We start from the raw sequence: 15,692 nt of genomic DNA, 5'->3' as shown, positions 1-15,692 counted from the left end.
GCAAAATTAAAAATATTGCTACTCATTTTCTAATTACCTAACTATAGAAGCTTTTTGGTATAATTTAGGAGAAGGATACTAAAAAGGTGGTGATTATTTTGAAAAAGGGATCGATTCTCTTATTAGCTTGTTCACTACTTCTTTCTGGTTGCGATGCAAAGAGTGACAAGGAAAAAACTACAACACCAAGTACAAAACAAACTGTAGGACAAATTAATGAGATTGACGTTGAAAAGCTTTCACCAACACTTGACATTACAGAAGCAAACGGAGTCGTAAAGATGAAATATTCATTATTTAATGAAAATAAGATCCCTGCAAACTTTACATTCCCCTCATCACAAACCGTTGAATTTACAATTAAAGACGAGAGTGGACAAGTAGTTTATCAATCATCTCGAGAAATGTTATATGCACAAGTCATTACGAACGTTGCCCTTCCTAGTGGAAAAACACATGTTTGGGAAGAGCAAGTTAATTTTAAAGATAAAAACCTTCCATATGGGAATTATGAAATAACTGCAAATATCGTTGCAACAAAGGTTAATGAGAAGAATCTTAATGGAGAAATTAAACCGGTTACCCAAACAGTTTCTTACAAGAAACTTCTTCAGTAAATAAAAAACAACCAAAGGAGTAGTCCAATGGTTGTTTTTTGTTTTTAATGCTTTAAATTAAGCATTAAAGCTTTGTCTATTATTAGCTTTTCGCGCTTCTGCTTCAGCTAATGTAAAGTGGTAAGGGAATTTTTCAGAGTACTTTGTAACAGAATCAGAACTTTGTTGAATAAAGCGCTTAGACTTATTACTTTTGCCCATCATGATTCCCTCCTAAATAGGAAAGCTTTTTTTTGACTTCTGAAGAATTTCCAATAGTAATTGATCAAAATCAAAAAGTGGATAATCCATTTGGTGAAGTCCTTAATAGAATGCTCATTTAGCAAATTGTTATAAGTGGTTATTATTAGTTATCTTTGAAATTAATGACAAAGAAGTTTTATAATTTTAAGTTGAAAAAATCTTCTAGGAAAATCGCGATTCCGTCATCTTGATTAGATAATGTTGTGTGATTTGCAATATTCTTTAATTGATGAATTGCGTTATCCATTGCAACACCATGACCTGCATATTCAATCATTTCCAGATCATTGTCCTCATCCCCAAAAGCGATAATGTTTTTTCGAGGAATGTTATAGAAAGAAGCTACTTTTTGTAGACCGATTGCTTTATTCATACCTGCTTTAACAATTTCGATTATATGATGAGGTGCTGCCCACCGGCGGTGATCTATTACTTCTGCGTGGACATTTGATAGGTGCTCACGAATACTTGCAACATGAGACTCTTCACTATCGATTAGAAGACATGTTGGCGCTTGAGTAAGATTTAGAACTAAATCACCGTGGATTATATCTTCTTTTAAGTAGTGGAAAAGTGGGAGGATCTCCTCTTCATGTTTATCCGCGTATACATCGTCCATAACTTCAGCATACATATTTTTTAATTCATACTCTCTACAAGAACGAATTACCTCTTTTGCTACTTCTAAAGGTAATGATTCGTGATAAACTCCCCATGAATCATCTAGGGGGTGATGAACATAAGCACCATTAAAGTTTACAATTGGAGTTGTAAGATTTAATTGGTCATAATACATTTTACTAGCTCTAAAAGGTCTACCAGTTGAAATGCATACTTCGTGACCCTGATTCATTAATTGTTGGATCACTTTTAAAGTACGTTCGGATATTGTTTTTTCATCCGTTAATAAGGTGCCGTCTAAATCTAGTGCAATTAAGTGTTTTGTTTTCATATTCATCACCTTTTATTTTTTAATGTGAAGCTTTTTAAGAAAAAATATTATTGGATAAAATACCAATAATTACTAATGATACCATCTTTTTAAAAGAAAAAACTTTCTTTTTAGAGGAACAATAAGAACCTAAAAAGAAGGAGGAATGGATTATGGGTCAAGCACATCAATTTCGACCAGGCGACAAAGCACCAAATAATGGGGTATACGTGGAAATAGGTGAAACAGGAAGTAATGTAACTCGCCCAAAACAAATTAAACTTCAGGCAGGAGAAGTTTTTCCAGATACACAAAACCATAACAGAAAATGGACATATAAATCCAAATTTAAATAATTGTGGATCATAGAGTAACCAATAAAAACCCAAAAGAGGTATAAAAAAAGCGCTTTCGATTACTTAATCGAGGGCGCTCTTTTATGCGTTTACAATATACAAAATTGTGAATGTATTTATCAAAATTTTAGTATTTTATAAATTATCTAAATCTATAATTGATGACATATGTAGATACCAAGTTGAACGTTTTTGGGTGCTACAACATATGTTATATATAGATTTTAGTGGTGTTTTGCAACAGGTTCATTAGGAATTATTGCTTCGCTAAGAACTGAAATAGCTAAAGATAATACTACAGCCATAATTGAAGCAGTTGTGAAATTATACTCTCCGCCAGTCATTGAACTTAAAACGTAAGCTCCCATTTGGCATAAAACAAAGCTCCAGAACAATGTCATAATAAAACGCACTCTAATCACTCCTATCTAATTAGTTCTTATCATATTATATACCTAGAAATTTGATAATTGAAGTTATAATTAAAAAGTTTTAATTAAAAAAGTAACGTAAGAATTTTTTGATACCTATTTTATAATTCCCTAAAAATACTACATTAATAATAAGGTGATAGGAATGCCTGTAACTGAGAGATTTTTTAAACAAGAGGATCAATATGCAGTTATTCATCTACCTATTAGACCGAATGGTTTCGGAGTACTCTATGTCGGTGGGAATACTCATTATGTAGATAATGAACATAGTTGCTTATTGCAGCATTTTGATAAAAGAAAGTTATTATCAACTTTAACAGATGAAGGATACACAGTATTCACTTCAAATTTATATGGAAAAAATTGGGGTTCTGATGACGCTGTCGATTTAGCAGAAAGTTTATATCATTCAGTTATGAGAAAAGAAATTTTGAATCCATCAATTCATATAATTGGCGAAGGTACTGGGGCATTAGTCGTTTGTAAATTACTTGGCCTCTTAAAGGGAAAAGTCAGAAGTATTTCATTATTAAATCCTTCGTTAAATATAAAAAATGAATTAGATTTAGAAAGAGAAAATAAATTTTTCTATAAAAGAACAGTTCATGAAATTTTAAAAGCATATAAAGCTTCGGATATATATATGGTTATAGATAGAGAATGTTTTTTTTATGAAACAATCTCACCAATTAAAATTTACACCACGACAAGAAATCATTATAAATGGAAAAGCGATATTAGACTTTTAGAAGAAGAGCGACATAAAAATAATTTACCGATTTCGATTTTGATTTCGTTAGAGGAGAAAAAATTTGACTGTGGAAAAAACTTAATAAGGTTTTTAAAAAAATATCAAGATGTTTTATAGTCTTTCTATTTTTTTTGAATAAATTTCCTAAAAGAAGGAGGTTAATAATGAAAAAGTGTGCTGTTATCGGATCCAGTGGGTTTATTGGTTATGAGTTAGTTTGCCAACTGATGGAATATAATGATGTTTCAGCAGTTGTGATGGAAAAAGGAAATGAAAGTGATTTAATAAGTGAAGAAAAAATCTTTTCGATTGGAAGAAATGCAAGGGTTATCTTTTTAGATGAAGAGCAATTTTTATTAGAGAATGAGCAATATGATACGATTTTTATTTGTTATTTTTATGACGAACTAAAGTTAAGAGGCTCAATTAATAGTATAGAGTTTACAGAAAAACTATTTAACAAGATCATTAGCAAAAGTAAAGATATTATCTTTTTATTATCTACCAAAAAAGAATTAGCCGATTTAGAAAGAACAGTTAATGATTTGAGTAAAAATATAGATTGCAATATTACTTTTATTGAAATTCCATCTTTATATGGACCTTGGGAGCCATCCGCAGGCTTAGTACATGAATTGATTGTGCAAGACCTAGGGAAGAGAAATGATTCAATAAAAAATGTATACGGTTCGAATGAAATATTATTTGTAGAAGATGTAGGTAAAGCCATTCGAATAATTTCTGAGAAGGAATTAAAGGAACATAAATATATTATTACAGCTAAACAATGTATGTACTTACCAGAGGACGGAAATTTCACCGGATTACAAAATATGATCGACGGAATAAAGTTTGCTCAAAACAGAAACTATATAGATGCAACTCCTTTTGTAATTATTAATACAACTTCAATCGAGGACGGAATACAAAAGCAAAAACAGCAAATCCAACAGCATTTTCATCTTTACTAAGTAAAGGTTTTTTCAGAAACCTAAAAATATGAAGAGCTAATTTTTAGAAAATATGAGTTCATGTTCAATCTTAAAATTAGGAAGAATGTTTTTAAACAGCGTGAAGGGAATGGTTCATTTTGAACTATTTCCTTTTTTGTAGTAGAATACTAATCGTTTAAAAATTCACTTTAGCTTTGAGATTCGTCCAATTGAGTGGTATTCTTTTTAAGAAATGATTCATCTTTTTTACATAGCTTGGATTTTAAAAGATAAAAATGTAGACAAAGTACATATTATTTCATAAAATTAGTACCAGGTAATAATAAGAAGACATAAAAATATAAAAGTAAGGCGGGGATATTAATGAATGCTGGAATTTTAGGTATTGGCTCATACGTACCCGAAAAAAAATTAACTAATTATGATTTAGAACAAATGATGGATACCTCAGATGAGTGGATTGTTAGTCGTACTGGAATTAAAGAAAGAAGAATTGCTAGCGACGAACAAGATACATCTGATTTAGCATATGAAGCGGCGGTAGAAGCTTTAAAAGATGCAGATGTAAAAGCAGAAGAACTTGACTTAATTCTAGTTGGAACTGTTACTCCAGATAAGTCGTTTCCATCAGTTGCATGTGTAATTCAAGAAAGACTTGGAGCTAAAAATGCTGCTGCAATGGATATTAGTGCTGCTTGTGCCGGATTTATTTATGGGGTTGTTACTGCAGCTCAATTCGTAAAGACTGGAACATACAGTAGAGTTCTAGTAATCGGAGCTGAAAAGTTAACTAAAATTGTTAACTGGGAAGATCGAAATACGGCAGTTTTATTTGGTGACGGTGCAGGTGCTGCGGTTATCGGTCCAGTAAGTGAAGGTAGAGGAATTCTTTCTTATGAATTAGGAGCGGACGGTACAGGTGGTAAACATCTTTATAAAGGTGGAGATCACTTAGTAATGAATGGACGAGAAGTGTTTAAATTTGCAGTTCGTCAAATGGGTGATTCTTGTGAAACTGTATTAAAATTAGCAGGATTAACAAAAGAAGAAGTCGATTTCTTAATTCCACACCAAGCGAATACTCGTATAATGGATGCAGCAAGAGAAAGACTACAGCTTCCTAAAGAAAAAATGAGTGTAATTATTGATCGTCATGGTAATACATCTTCATCTTCAATTCCAATTGCATTAGTTGAAGAATATAAAAAAGGAAATGTTAAAGAAGACGATGTATTAGTATTAGTTGGATTTGGCGGCGGATTAACTTGGGGTGCAATTGCACTTCGATTCGGAAGATAATCTAATTGAAGGAGGATTTTTGATATGAAAAAACGAGTTGTTATTACAGGTTTAGGTGCAGTATCACCTATTGGTAATGATATCAATACAGTATGGGAAAATTTAATGAATGGAAAGAGTGGAATTGGTGTTCTGACTCGAAAAAATCCTGATGATTTCCCTGTTAAAGTTGCAGGTGAAGTGAAAGACTTTGATCCTGAAAAATATATCGATAAAAAAGAAGTAAAACGCATGGACCGCTTTACTCACTATGCAATTGCAGCTTCTAAAATGGCTTTAGAAGATGCAAACTTTACGATTGATGAAGAAATCGCTCCAAAAGTTGGTGTTTGGATTGGTTCTGGTATCGGTGGTATGGAAACATATGAAGAACAGTTTAATACTTTCCAAACAAAAGGTGCACGTCGAGTAAGCCCATTCTTTATTCCAATGCTAATCCCTGATATGGCATCTGGACAAGTGTCTATTTTAACAGGCGCTAAAGGTCCAAATGGTTGTACAGTTACAGCTTGTGCTTCTGGTGCAAGTTCGATTGGTGATGCTTTCAAAATTATTCAACGTGGCGATGCAGTAGCAATGATTACTGGTGGTGCAGAAGCACCGATTACTGATATGGGTCTTGCTGGATTCTGTGCTGCAAGAGCTTTATCATTAAATCCAGATCCAGAAAAAGCTTGTCGTCCATTTGATAATGCTCGTGATGGCTTTATCATTGGTGAAGGTGCGGGTATTGTATTCCTTGAAGAATTAGAACATGCATTAGCTCGTGGAGCGAAGATTTATGCTGAAATCGTTGGATATGGAACAACTGGTGATGCACACCATATTACAGCACCAGCTCCAGGAGGAGAAGGTGGCGCACGTGCAATGAGAATGGCACTTGATGATGCTGGTTTATCAGTTGAAGATATTCATTATATTAATGCACATGGAACAAGTACTGAATTAAACGATAAATTTGAAACGATGGCAATTAAAGAAGTATTTGGTGAGCATGCATACAATGTACCAATTAGTTCAACGAAATCTATGACTGGTCATATGCTAGGAGCAGCTGGTGGAATAGAAGCAATTATTACAGCATTAACAATCCATAATAAAGTAATTGCTCCAACAATTAATCACCAAGAAACTGATAGCGAATGTGATTTAGATTATGTACCAAATGTTGCTAGACCATTTAATGTAAAAGCAGCAATTTCTAATTCATTAGGATTTGGTGGACATAATGTAACGTTAGCATTTAAAGAGTTCACTAAATAAGTTTTTAAATTTATTTATATACTGTTTGGACAAAGAAAGCTTAGGTCTTTACCTAAGCTTTTTTTTATTAGAAATCACAGTGTAAAAAAAGTAACTTTCACTAGTTAATTATCATACTTTAATAATAAATCGAGGTGATTAACTTGGGATAATGCCGACTTATAAATGGGTTGATTTTATTGAAGATAAACAAATAGTAATGAAAAAACTTTTACCATATTTTCCGAAACATAATGAGGAGAGTTTATATAAATATCTTCTTTCCCACGGTTTATCGAGGCTGTCAACCTTGAGTAAAGATGATCTGAAACAACTAGAAGAAAAAAGTATATGGAAAAGCCTTTCTGAAGAGTTTGAGAAGTTAAAAAGAGAATTTAATGGACCTGACTTACCTATCTTTATTTTACCTTGTCATAGAACGGGAAGTCTGTTTAAAAACACGACTTATCAAAGGGGTGGAATCGCACATAAAAATTGTATTTGTTTATTTTTGTCCCCTTTAGAAGGAATTTTACAACATAAAGCAGTATTATTACATGAGTATCATCATATTGTAAGATTGACAAAGTTATATAAAAACAAGAAGGTCACATTACTTGATGCTATGATTTTAGAAGGTTTAGCCGAAACTGCAGTTTTAGATAAATATGGAGAAGCAGTTCAGGCACCATGGACAAATCAGTATTCTTCCAAGCAATGTGAATTATATTATAAAAAATATTTAATCGATAAACTTGAGATAACAAGTAATGATGATAATTTTTCTAAATATTTGTATGGTGGTAATGGAATTCCAAAATTATTGGGTTACAGTGTTGGATATGACATTGTTAAAAGTTGTACAGAGCAGACAGAATGGTCAACTGATATCCTTTTACGAACGGCTAGTAAAAAGATTAAGGAAAATGCAATACATTATATCTCGATTTGAATGCAAACGATTCCAGAGCAGATTAGAGCGTATAGAATGTATTGCTTAAGTATTAATGTATCAGAGAAGCTTTAATCTATGATATTTTAATGGTTTATTGACGATTTTTCATTCAGTTTGTTAAACACTTTTTGTAATTCAGTGGAAAATGGAATAAATTAGTGAATCACTGACCATACTGAAAGTTACATACAGTTGTGAAGTGAGGGGTAGTAAATGTTGTATTTACATGATGTATGGGTCAATTGGTTTGAAGGTGAAGAAAATGGTTACAATGTCTGTCATTTTTTTGAATGGAGAAAAGATGATAGTGTTGAATTATTAGACCAAGTTCCAGTCATTAAAGTTACTCCAGAGTTATATCAGTATATTGAAAATGAACTATTAGAGCTTCCTTCCGGTCTATTAACTGAAGTGTTTCAAAAGTCTTATGTAAGAAAGAATCATGAGCGTATTCAGCTAGATTATTGCTTTGTAGTAACTGACGGTAATGGTATTATTGCGGTAGACACAATTGGGTATAATATTCCAATTCGAAAAAGCCGGTTAATACCAAGACAAGAACAAATGGTGTATGATATGACAGCCGAGATTGAAGAAAGTCATTATAATCTTCAAAATTTAGTAAATGATGAAACAAAAGAACATCATATACTGTCACCGTCGCCAATTATTATGAGCGGACTAACAAGAAAAGAAAGACAACTAAAGCAGTTATTATTTATGGCGCTAGATCAACTCCATTCATCAAAAAATCCTTCGGAGATCAGATATTGGTACACTGAGTGGAATCCAAGATCTTATCAACAAATTCAGGATTTGTCATTTGAGGACATTTGGTCCCAATTATATGACGAAATAAAGAGTGGTTGGTCAGAACGACATGAGCAATTATGTGGCAGAATCGTTAAAGGTCAACCTTTCTTTGAAAAGCTATGGGAAATGGAACACGAACAAAAAGTAAACTAAATGAGGTTATGGCCTCAAAACGAAAAAACCCTCAAGGTAATTAAGTGCCTTGAGGGTTTTTTTTTGTTTTGATATTTCGTTCATTTCGTTAAAGTTAAGAAAAAGGTGTCTCTATTGTTCTTTGACTTTTAAGACACCCATTACTATTTTAATTTTTAACAGTGTTTATTTTTTTCTCTTGCGACCTAAGCCCATAGCATTTTCCATTTTTTTAATCATTTTATTCGCAACCGCATTTGCTTTAGCAGCACCTGCATCTAAAATATCATCTAATTCAGTTGAGGAAATAATTTCTTTATAGCGTTCTTGTAATGGACGTAATCCGTTTACTACTACATCTGCAACATCTTGTTTGAATTCTCCGTAATTTTTACCAACGTATTTATTTTCCAATTCCTGAATTGTTTCACCAGTAAATGCTGAGTAAATGCTTAATAAATTTGAAATACCAGGCTTATTCTCTTTATCATACTTAACAATGCCTTCAGAGTCAGTTACAGCACTTTTAATTTTCTTTTCAATTACTTTAGGTTCATCTAAAACGAAAATTGTAGCTTTTTGATTTTCATCGGATTTACTCATTTTCTTTGTTGGATCAGCTAAACTCATAATTCTTGCTGCGTCTTTACTAATTCTAACTTCTGGTATTGTAAAGATATCATTATATTTCTTATTAAAACGTTCTGCTAAGTCACGAGTAAGCTCTAAATGTTGCTTTTGGTCATCTCCAACTGGAACTAAGTGAGTACCGTATAAAAGTATATCTGCGGCCATTAAAGGTGGGTATGTTAATAAAGCAGCTGATACACCATCTTTACCAGATGATTTATCTTTAAACTGTGTCATACGCTCTAATTCACCGATATACGATATACATTGCATCATCCATCCTGCTTGTGCGTGTGCAGGTACTTCAGATTGGATAAAAATAGTTGATTTTTCTGGGTCTAATCCAGCTGCAACATAGATTGCAGATAGACTTTGAATGTTTTTGCGTAATGCAAGTCTGTCTTGCGGTACTGTTATTGCATGTTGATCAACAATACAGAAATAACAGTTATAATCATTTTGTAATTCAATAAATTGTTTTACCGCACCTAAATAGTTACCTAATGTAATACCCCCAGATGATGTTGGTTGAATTCCGCTAAAAATAGTTTGCATCATAAAATCCTCCTAAATAAAGCTAAATAAAATAAAAAAAGCGGCATAATCTCTCTATTACATAGAGACGATTAAACCGCGGTACCACTCTAGTTATTCCAAATAAGGAATCACTCATGCATGAAATCATGCCCTCATCTATCGTTTGAGTTACGTCGAAGCCTACTAATATTACATGTTCGGTTCGAAGCTCAGAAGTCCATTCGACAGGGAGCATGACTTGTTTTCACCATCCACAAGCTCTCTTAACATGCTAAAATCTGTGTACTACTCTTCTTCATAGCTTATATATACTTTCTATAGATAATATCTTAATTATATTCACTTTTCAAGCCGTTGATACATCATTTAGTAAATAATGATAAAACTGAATAAAAAAGAAAGGATTACTAAAGTGATTGAAGCCAAAAGTAATGGTTTTGTAATTGAAAATCGATATCTTCTATAGATCATATCTTTTTTAACAGTAAGTGATTCATCACCAGTCATTTCTGCCATTTGTTGGTCTCTCGTTCCGAATACTTTACGCATTCCAAAGCGAGTGATATTAAAAAATCCACTTTGTACGATTAATAAAAAACCACCAAAAACAAATAATGTTAGTCCAATATAGAATATTGTGTTCGTAAAATGTAGGAAAAACTTTAATGTTCCTTGGGTAAGTGAAAAGATTGCTGCTAGTACTATCGCAGATAATACAACAATAATATAGTGTTTCGACATTTAATTTGTGATCCTCCTGTTGGAAAGAATTATATATTGTAGACTTAATAATGCTATACTATAATAACAGTGTTAATAGTTTCAACTAATCGTTACAAAATATTTTTAAATTGTTAGCATTTTTAAGATAATTCACTTTATTTTAATAAATTATTTAATTTTATTTGTCAAAATTGTTGTAAAACTTTCATAAAAATGTATAATAAAATTTGTAGAAAAAAATCGATACTTATCGAAAATTCTACTATAAAAATTCAGAATTGTATATTAACTTTCTGTATTTTAACCTACATTGCATTAGCATCATAGGGGGTATACATCTTGGATTGTGAGATATGTTACGATAAATAAATTTGCTATACTGAAATTGTAATTGGAATTTATGAATAAGCATTCATTTTTTTACCGAATTTATGAATAAATATCTAAATATGCTATTTTTTATAAGAAACTCTGCTAATTTAATAAGGGAGAATTCAGTAAGGAATAATCTGTTTAGAATAATAATTTAGAATTTTCAAGTAAAAAAATATTGACCAAAAGCGTCATTACGAATACGCTTACATTGTTGGGTAAAAAGCTTAAGCAAAAATTTACACCATTTTACATCAAATGAAAAAAAAGGATTAAATGATTAATCCCATGTTTGAGAATAATATGGACAAGATATTAAATCGATCGAAAAAATTAACAGAATTATAATTGGTATTTAAGAGTATGTGGAGTAGTTCCAAAAGGGAAAAGTCCAAATGCTCTCATTTTTACAAAAGAATTATCAAAAAATAAAAAAAAATAAAATATTTTTTAAATTAATAGGGGGGTGCAGTTGTGGGACGTTACGTGCTACAGAGATTTATTTACATGTTTGTCACACTATTTTTGATTTGTACTGTTACATTTTTCTTAATGAAGTTGTTACCAGGTTCTCCATTAAAAAACCCAGAGAAATTAACACCTGAACAAAAACAAATTATTTTTGCTAAATATGGGTTAGATAAACCAGTACCTGTACAATATGCAAATTACATGAAGAATCTTGCTAAAGGTGATTTAGGAGATTCATATAAATACGATAATCGTAAAGTAACTGATATGATTAAAACTCGTATTGGTCCATCTTCTCAATTAGGTGCACAAGCACTATTATTAGGAACATTTATCGGATTAATCTTCGGTATCGTAGCAGCATTAAAAAATAATACGATATATGACTATGGTTCTACTGTTCTAGCAGTTTTAGGTATTTCCATTCCGTCATTCGTATTCGGAGCAATCCTACAATATTATTTAGCAGTAAAATTACATTGGTTCCCGGTAGCATATTGGGAAAGCTTTAAATACACAATTCTACCGACAATTGCATTGTCAGTATTTGTTACAGCAACTATAGCTCGATTCTCAAGAACAGAATTAATTGAGGTAATGAACTCAGAATATATCGTAACTGCAAAAGCAAAAGGTATTTCTCAAATAGGCATAATTGTTAAACATGCTTTAAGAAATGCTTTAATCCCAGTAATTACAATTTTAGGCCCAATGGCTGTAAACTTAATGACTGGAACATTAGTTATTGAAAATATGTTTGCTGTACCAGGATTAGGTTCTCAATTCGTTAACTCAATCCAAACAAATGACTATTCATTAATTATGGGTACAACAATTTTCTATAGTGCGTTATTATTAATCGTAATTTTCGTAGTAGATATTTTATACGGTGTAATTGATCCACGTATCCGTTTAGCAGGAGGTAAATAAATAATGAATAACAACACAGCTCAAAAAATTTCATCTGATTTATTCCAACCTGCAAACGTAGATTTGAATAATGCAGACAAAATTTCTAGACCTTCAGATTCATTCTGGAAAGATGCAAGAAGACGTTTTAGAAAAAATAAAGGTGCAATGCTAGGATTTATTATCCTTGGTATCTTATTATTCTTTACATTGTTTGGTCCAATGATGAGTGGACACTCATATAAAGACCAAGACTTAAAAAGATCCAAATTACCACCAAAAATTGGCGTATTAGAAAATGTAAAATTTCTACCATTTGATGGATATGATCAATATGGAAATGATGTTTATAAAAACAAAAATATTAAAGAAAACTATTGGTTTGGTACCGATGATTTAGGCCGTGACATTTTCACAAGAACATGGGCTGGTGCTCGAGTATCAATCTTAATCGGTTTATTAGCAGCAGTAATTGATATGGTAATTGGTGTTACTTTCGGGGGTATTTCAGGATTCTTTGGCGGTCGAACAGATACAATCATGCAGCGTATTGCCGAAGTCTTAATGGGTGTTCCATATCTAATCGTAGTAATCCTATTCATCTTAGTCTTTAAAAATCCAGGTATTCTTTCAATCGCTTTAGCGATGGTAATTACAGGTTGGGTAGGTATGTCCCGTATCGTACGTGGTCAAATGTTAAAACTAAAAAATCAAGAATTTGTATTAGCTTCAAGAACATTAGGAGCAACAAATACTCAACTAATTGCAAAACACTTAGTTCCAAATATTATGGGTCCAATCATCGTTATGATGATGTTCACAATTCCAAACGCAATCTTTGCTGAAGCTTTCTTAAGTTTCATTGGTTTAGGTATAGCACCACCAAAAGCATCATTAGGTTCGTTAGTAAGTGATGGCTTCAAGTCATTACAAACTTTCCCACATATGATGATTATTCCAGCGATTGTAATCAGCTTATTAATTTTAAGTTTCAACTTAATAGCAGACGGATTACGCGACGCTTTAGATCCAAAAATGAGTAAGTAATTTTGAAGGGAGAATGAAATATGAGTAAATTATTAGAAGTAAAAGATCTGTGTGTCTCCTTTTATACTCATGCTGGTGAAGTTCAAGCTGTACGCGGAGTTTCATTTGATCTTAAAAAAGGTGAGACATTAGCAATTGTAGGTGAATCTGGTTCAGGTAAATCAGTTACATCTAAAGCATTAATGGGGTTAATACCAAACCCTCCAGGTAAAATTAAGAGCGGTGAGATCTTATTCGATGGTAAAGATTTAGCTAAATTAAGCGAAAAAGAAATGCAAGGTATTCGTGGGAAAGATATCTCAATGATTTTCCAAGATCCTATGACTTCTTTAAATCCAGTATTAACAATTGGATACCAAATAACAGAAGGTCTAATAAAGCATCAAAAAATGAGTAAAACTGAGGCAAAGAAAATTGCTATAGACTTAATCAATCTTGTTGGTATTCCGAATGCTGAAGCTCGTTTTAAACAATATCCACACCAATTCTCTGGCGGTATGAGACAACGTGTTGTTATTGCGATGGCGTTAGCATGTAATCCAAAATTATTAATCGCCGATGAGCCAACGACAGCTCTTGACGTTACAATTCAAGCTCAGATTCTTGAGTTAATGAAAGAAATTCAAAGAAAAACTGATTCAGCAATTATTTTTATTACACATGATTTAGGTGTAGTTGCGAATGTTGCAGATAAAGTTGCAGTTATGTATGCAGGTCGAGTAGTTGAAATGGGAACTGTAGACGATATTTTCTACAATCCAAAACATCCTTACACTTGGGGACTTTTAGCTTCAATGCCTGACTTAGATAATGAACAAGGAGCTGAATTAGTAGCAATTCCTGGTACACCGCCGGATTTATTAAATCCTCCAAAAGGGGATGCGTTTGCACCACGTAATCCAAATGCTTTGAAAATTGACTTTGAAATGGAACCTCCAATGTTTAAAGTGTCTGATACACACTATGCTGCAACATGGCTATTACATGAGGATGCTCCAAAAGTTGAACCACCTGAAGCCGTTATGAAGCGTATTCAACGAATGAAGGAAGGTGAAGCAAATGTCAAATAAAGTAGAAAAATTAGTAGAAGTTAAAAATTTAAAACAATACTTTAATACAGGTAAAACGACAGTTAAAGCAATCGATGATGTTACATTTGACATTTTCCGTGGAGAAACTTTCGGTTTAGTAGGTGAATCAGGTTCTGGTAAATCTACAACTGGACGTTCAATCATTCGATTATATGATGCGACTGATGGACAAGTAATTTTCGATGGTGAAGATGTACATGGTAAGAAAAGTCGTAAAGAATTAAAGCAGTTTAACCGTCGTATGCAAATGATCTTCCAAGATCCATACGCTTCATTAAATCCGCGTATGAAAGTTGCAGATATCATTGCAGAAGGTATTGATATTCATGGCTTAGCTCGTAACAAAGAAGAGCGTATGAAAATGGTTTATGACTTACTTGAAACAGTAGGATTAAATAAAGAGCACGCTAACCGTTTCCCACATGAATTCTCAGGTGGACAACGCCAACGTATCGGAATTGCAAGAGCACTTGCTGTACAACCAGAATTTATTATCGCCGATGAGCCAATCTCTGCTCTTGACGTGTCAATTCAAGCTCAGGTTGTAAACTTAATGAGAAAGCTTCAAAAGGAAAAAGGTTTAACCTATCTATTTATCGCCCATGATTTATCAATGGTTAAGTACATTAGTGACCGTATCGGTGTAATGTACCACGGTAAAATTGTTGAACTTGCAGATAGTAATGAATTATATGATTACCCAATGCATCCTTACACAAAATCATTATTATCAGCAATTCCACTTCCAGATCCTGATTATGAGCGCAATCGTAAACGTATCGTTTATGATCCAAAACAACACGATTATTCAAACGAACAACCAAAATTACGTGAAGTTCGTCCTGGACATTTCGTACTTTGCTCTGAAGCAGAATTTAAAAATTATCAACAAATGTATAAATAATAAATCAATCCTAGTGAGTTTATCACTAGGATTTTTTGATTGGTTTAAGTAGAAAATCAAAAGAATAGGTTACTGGGGGCAGTAAAAGGTAAATCATGAGGAAGGATAACAGCAAAAATAATCAAAATGGCTACTCATGAGAGGGACGTTACTCAAAAAAATTCAAAGGCAAGTAAAAAACAGAAGTCGAAGTTAAGGGTAAATTAAGGTGAAGGTTATATGATGATAAGTGTAGAGAAGGCTTAATAATGCTAGGACAAGCTTAAGAGAAAATTTAACCGA

At 32.6% G+C, this 15,692-nt stretch carries 17 protein-coding genes and 1 other annotated feature; of the genes, 12 read left to right on the top strand and 5 right to left on the bottom strand.

The window, feature by feature from the left end; genetic code table 11:
* The first annotated feature begins 98 nt into the window (after positions 1–98).
* Complete coding sequence (locus tag RAH41_RS14445; RefSeq protein ID WP_331223391.1) at positions 99–617, top strand: BsuPI-related putative proteinase inhibitor; 519 nt, start codon at positions 99–101, stop codon at positions 615–617.
* Positions 618–674: 57 nt separating this feature from the next.
* Here the strand turns inward: RAH41_RS14445 and RAH41_RS14440 are convergent, their stop codons facing one another.
* Both RAH41_RS14440 and RAH41_RS14435 read right to left on the bottom strand, forming a co-directional pair.
* The gene (locus RAH41_RS14440; protein WP_331223390.1) at positions 675–818 is read right to left on the bottom strand and encodes a hypothetical protein; all 144 of its coding nucleotides are present in this window, start codon (positions 816–818) and stop codon (positions 675–677) included.
* 178 nt (positions 819–996) lie between these two features.
* Positions 997–1,812 carry a Cof-type HAD-IIB family hydrolase gene (locus RAH41_RS14435; protein ID WP_331223388.1) on the bottom strand — a complete coding sequence of 272 codons (816 nt, stop codon included), beginning with the start codon at positions 1,810–1,812 and terminating at the stop codon, positions 997–999.
* Positions 1,813–1,964: 152 nt separating this feature from the next.
* Here RAH41_RS14435 and RAH41_RS14430 point away from each other — a divergent pair, with 152 nt between their 5' ends.
* Positions 1,965–2,147 carry a YjzC family protein gene (locus tag RAH41_RS14430; RefSeq protein ID WP_056473610.1) on the top strand — a complete coding sequence of 61 codons (183 nt, stop codon included), beginning with the start codon at positions 1,965–1,967 and terminating at the stop codon, positions 2,145–2,147.
* Positions 2,148–2,371: 224 nt separating this feature from the next.
* Here RAH41_RS14430 and RAH41_RS14425 read toward each other — a convergent pair whose 3' ends face one another.
* Positions 2,372–2,560, bottom strand: coding sequence for a YjzD family protein (locus RAH41_RS14425; protein ID WP_114344790.1), 189 nt, complete (start codon positions 2,558–2,560; stop codon positions 2,372–2,374).
* Between the two features lie 163 nt (positions 2,561–2,723).
* Here RAH41_RS14425 and RAH41_RS14420 point away from each other — a divergent pair, with 163 nt between their 5' ends.
* From RAH41_RS14420 to RAH41_RS14395, 6 genes are all read left to right on the top strand, one after another.
* A complete protein-coding gene (locus RAH41_RS14420) occupies positions 2,724–3,449 on the top strand; it encodes an alpha/beta hydrolase (protein ID WP_331223385.1) in 726 nt (241 codons plus the stop codon).
* A gap of 47 nt (positions 3,450–3,496) precedes the next feature.
* Positions 3,497–4,303, top strand: coding sequence for a hypothetical protein (locus RAH41_RS14415; RefSeq protein WP_331223383.1), 807 nt, complete (start codon positions 3,497–3,499; stop codon positions 4,301–4,303).
* Positions 4,304–4,648: 345 nt separating this feature from the next.
* A complete protein-coding gene (locus RAH41_RS14410; RefSeq protein ID WP_331223381.1) occupies positions 4,649–5,584 on the top strand; it encodes a beta-ketoacyl-ACP synthase III in 936 nt (311 codons plus the stop codon).
* A gap of 24 nt (positions 5,585–5,608) precedes the next feature.
* The gene (gene fabF / locus RAH41_RS14405) at positions 5,609–6,847 is read left to right on the top strand and encodes a beta-ketoacyl-ACP synthase II (protein WP_331223380.1); all 1,239 of its coding nucleotides are present in this window, start codon (positions 5,609–5,611) and stop codon (positions 6,845–6,847) included.
* A 151-nt stretch (positions 6,848–6,998) separates the two neighbouring features.
* On the top strand, positions 6,999–7,778 hold the full coding sequence (locus tag RAH41_RS14400; protein ID WP_331223379.1) for a DUF2268 domain-containing protein: 780 nt from the start codon (positions 6,999–7,001) through the stop codon (positions 7,776–7,778).
* Between the two features lie 216 nt (positions 7,779–7,994).
* Positions 7,995–8,747: a YjbA family protein gene (locus RAH41_RS14395; protein ID WP_088012078.1), complete on the top strand. Its 753-nt coding sequence runs from the start codon at positions 7,995–7,997 to the stop codon at positions 8,745–8,747.
* Positions 8,748–8,912: 165 nt separating this feature from the next.
* Here the strand turns inward: RAH41_RS14395 and trpS are convergent, their stop codons facing one another.
* Positions 8,913–9,914, bottom strand: a complete 1,002-nt coding sequence (gene trpS / locus RAH41_RS14390) for a tryptophan--tRNA ligase (RefSeq protein ID WP_331223378.1) — start codon at positions 9,912–9,914, stop codon at positions 8,913–8,915.
* A 57-nt stretch (positions 9,915–9,971) separates the two neighbouring features.
* Positions 9,972–10,201 (bottom strand) — a binding site (T-box leader).
* A gap of 58 nt (positions 10,202–10,259) precedes the next feature.
* Positions 10,260–10,634 carry a DUF3899 domain-containing protein gene (locus tag RAH41_RS14385; protein ID WP_331223376.1) on the bottom strand — a complete coding sequence of 125 codons (375 nt, stop codon included), beginning with the start codon at positions 10,632–10,634 and terminating at the stop codon, positions 10,260–10,262.
* Positions 10,635–11,462: 828 nt separating this feature from the next.
* Here RAH41_RS14385 and opp3b point away from each other — a divergent pair.
* From opp3b to RAH41_RS14365, 4 genes are read left to right on the top strand one after another with little or no spacing between them, the layout of a single operon-like run.
* On the top strand, positions 11,463–12,389 hold the full coding sequence (gene opp3b / locus RAH41_RS14380; RefSeq protein ID WP_331223374.1) for an oligopeptide ABC transporter permease: 927 nt from the start codon (positions 11,463–11,465) through the stop codon (positions 12,387–12,389).
* A gap of 3 nt (positions 12,390–12,392) precedes the next feature.
* Positions 12,393–13,415, top strand: a complete 1,023-nt coding sequence (gene opp3C / locus RAH41_RS14375) for an oligopeptide ABC transporter permease (RefSeq protein WP_331223373.1) — start codon at positions 12,393–12,395, stop codon at positions 13,413–13,415.
* A 20-nt stretch (positions 13,416–13,435) separates the two neighbouring features.
* Positions 13,436–14,485: an ABC transporter ATP-binding protein gene (locus RAH41_RS14370; RefSeq protein ID WP_331223372.1), complete on the top strand. Its 1,050-nt coding sequence runs from the start codon at positions 13,436–13,438 to the stop codon at positions 14,483–14,485.
* The gene (locus RAH41_RS14365; RefSeq protein ID WP_331223371.1) at positions 14,475–15,410 is read left to right on the top strand and encodes an ABC transporter ATP-binding protein; all 936 of its coding nucleotides are present in this window, start codon (positions 14,475–14,477) and stop codon (positions 15,408–15,410) included. Before RAH41_RS14370 ends, RAH41_RS14365 begins: the two co-directional genes overlap by 11 nt.
* Positions 15,411–15,692 lie beyond the last annotated feature (282 nt).

Source organism: Gottfriedia acidiceleris (genome assembly GCF_036421055.1).
Taxonomy (GTDB): Bacteria; Bacillota; Bacilli; order Bacillales; family Bacillaceae_G; genus Gottfriedia; species Gottfriedia acidiceleris_C.
Note: the sequence above shows the minus strand (reverse complement) of the source record. Positions and strands in the feature narration are given on the sequence as shown.

Excerpts from the sequence above, each read along its gene's own strand:
- RAH41_RS14440 (WP_331223390.1), bottom strand. The coding sequence starts at position 818 with ATGGGCAAAAGTAATAAGTCTAAGCGCTTTATTCAACAAAGTTCTGAT.
- RAH41_RS14435 (WP_331223388.1), bottom strand. The coding sequence starts at position 1,812 with ATGAAAACAAAACACTTAATTGCACTAGATTTAGACGGCACCTTATTA.
- RAH41_RS14430 (WP_056473610.1), top strand. The coding sequence starts at position 1,965 with ATGGGTCAAGCACATCAATTTCGACCAGGCGACAAAGCACCAAATAAT.
- RAH41_RS14420 (WP_331223385.1), top strand. The coding sequence starts at position 2,724 with ATGCCTGTAACTGAGAGATTTTTTAAACAAGAGGATCAATATGCAGTT.
- RAH41_RS14415 (WP_331223383.1), top strand. The coding sequence starts at position 3,497 with ATGAAAAAGTGTGCTGTTATCGGATCCAGTGGGTTTATTGGTTATGAG.
- RAH41_RS14410 (WP_331223381.1), top strand. The coding sequence starts at position 4,649 with ATGAATGCTGGAATTTTAGGTATTGGCTCATACGTACCCGAAAAAAAA.
- fabF (WP_331223380.1), top strand. The coding sequence starts at position 5,609 with ATGAAAAAACGAGTTGTTATTACAGGTTTAGGTGCAGTATCACCTATT.
- RAH41_RS14400 (WP_331223379.1), top strand. The coding sequence starts at position 6,999 with ATGCCGACTTATAAATGGGTTGATTTTATTGAAGATAAACAAATAGTA.
- RAH41_RS14395 (WP_088012078.1), top strand. The coding sequence starts at position 7,995 with ATGTTGTATTTACATGATGTATGGGTCAATTGGTTTGAAGGTGAAGAA.
- trpS (WP_331223378.1), bottom strand. The coding sequence starts at position 9,914 with ATGATGCAAACTATTTTTAGCGGAATTCAACCAACATCATCTGGGGGT.
- RAH41_RS14385 (WP_331223376.1), bottom strand. The coding sequence starts at position 10,634 with ATGTCGAAACACTATATTATTGTTGTATTATCTGCGATAGTACTAGCA.
- opp3C (WP_331223373.1), top strand. The coding sequence starts at position 12,393 with ATGAATAACAACACAGCTCAAAAAATTTCATCTGATTTATTCCAACCT.
- RAH41_RS14370 (WP_331223372.1), top strand. The coding sequence starts at position 13,436 with ATGAGTAAATTATTAGAAGTAAAAGATCTGTGTGTCTCCTTTTATACT.
- RAH41_RS14365 (WP_331223371.1), top strand. The coding sequence starts at position 14,475 with ATGTCAAATAAAGTAGAAAAATTAGTAGAAGTTAAAAATTTAAAACAA.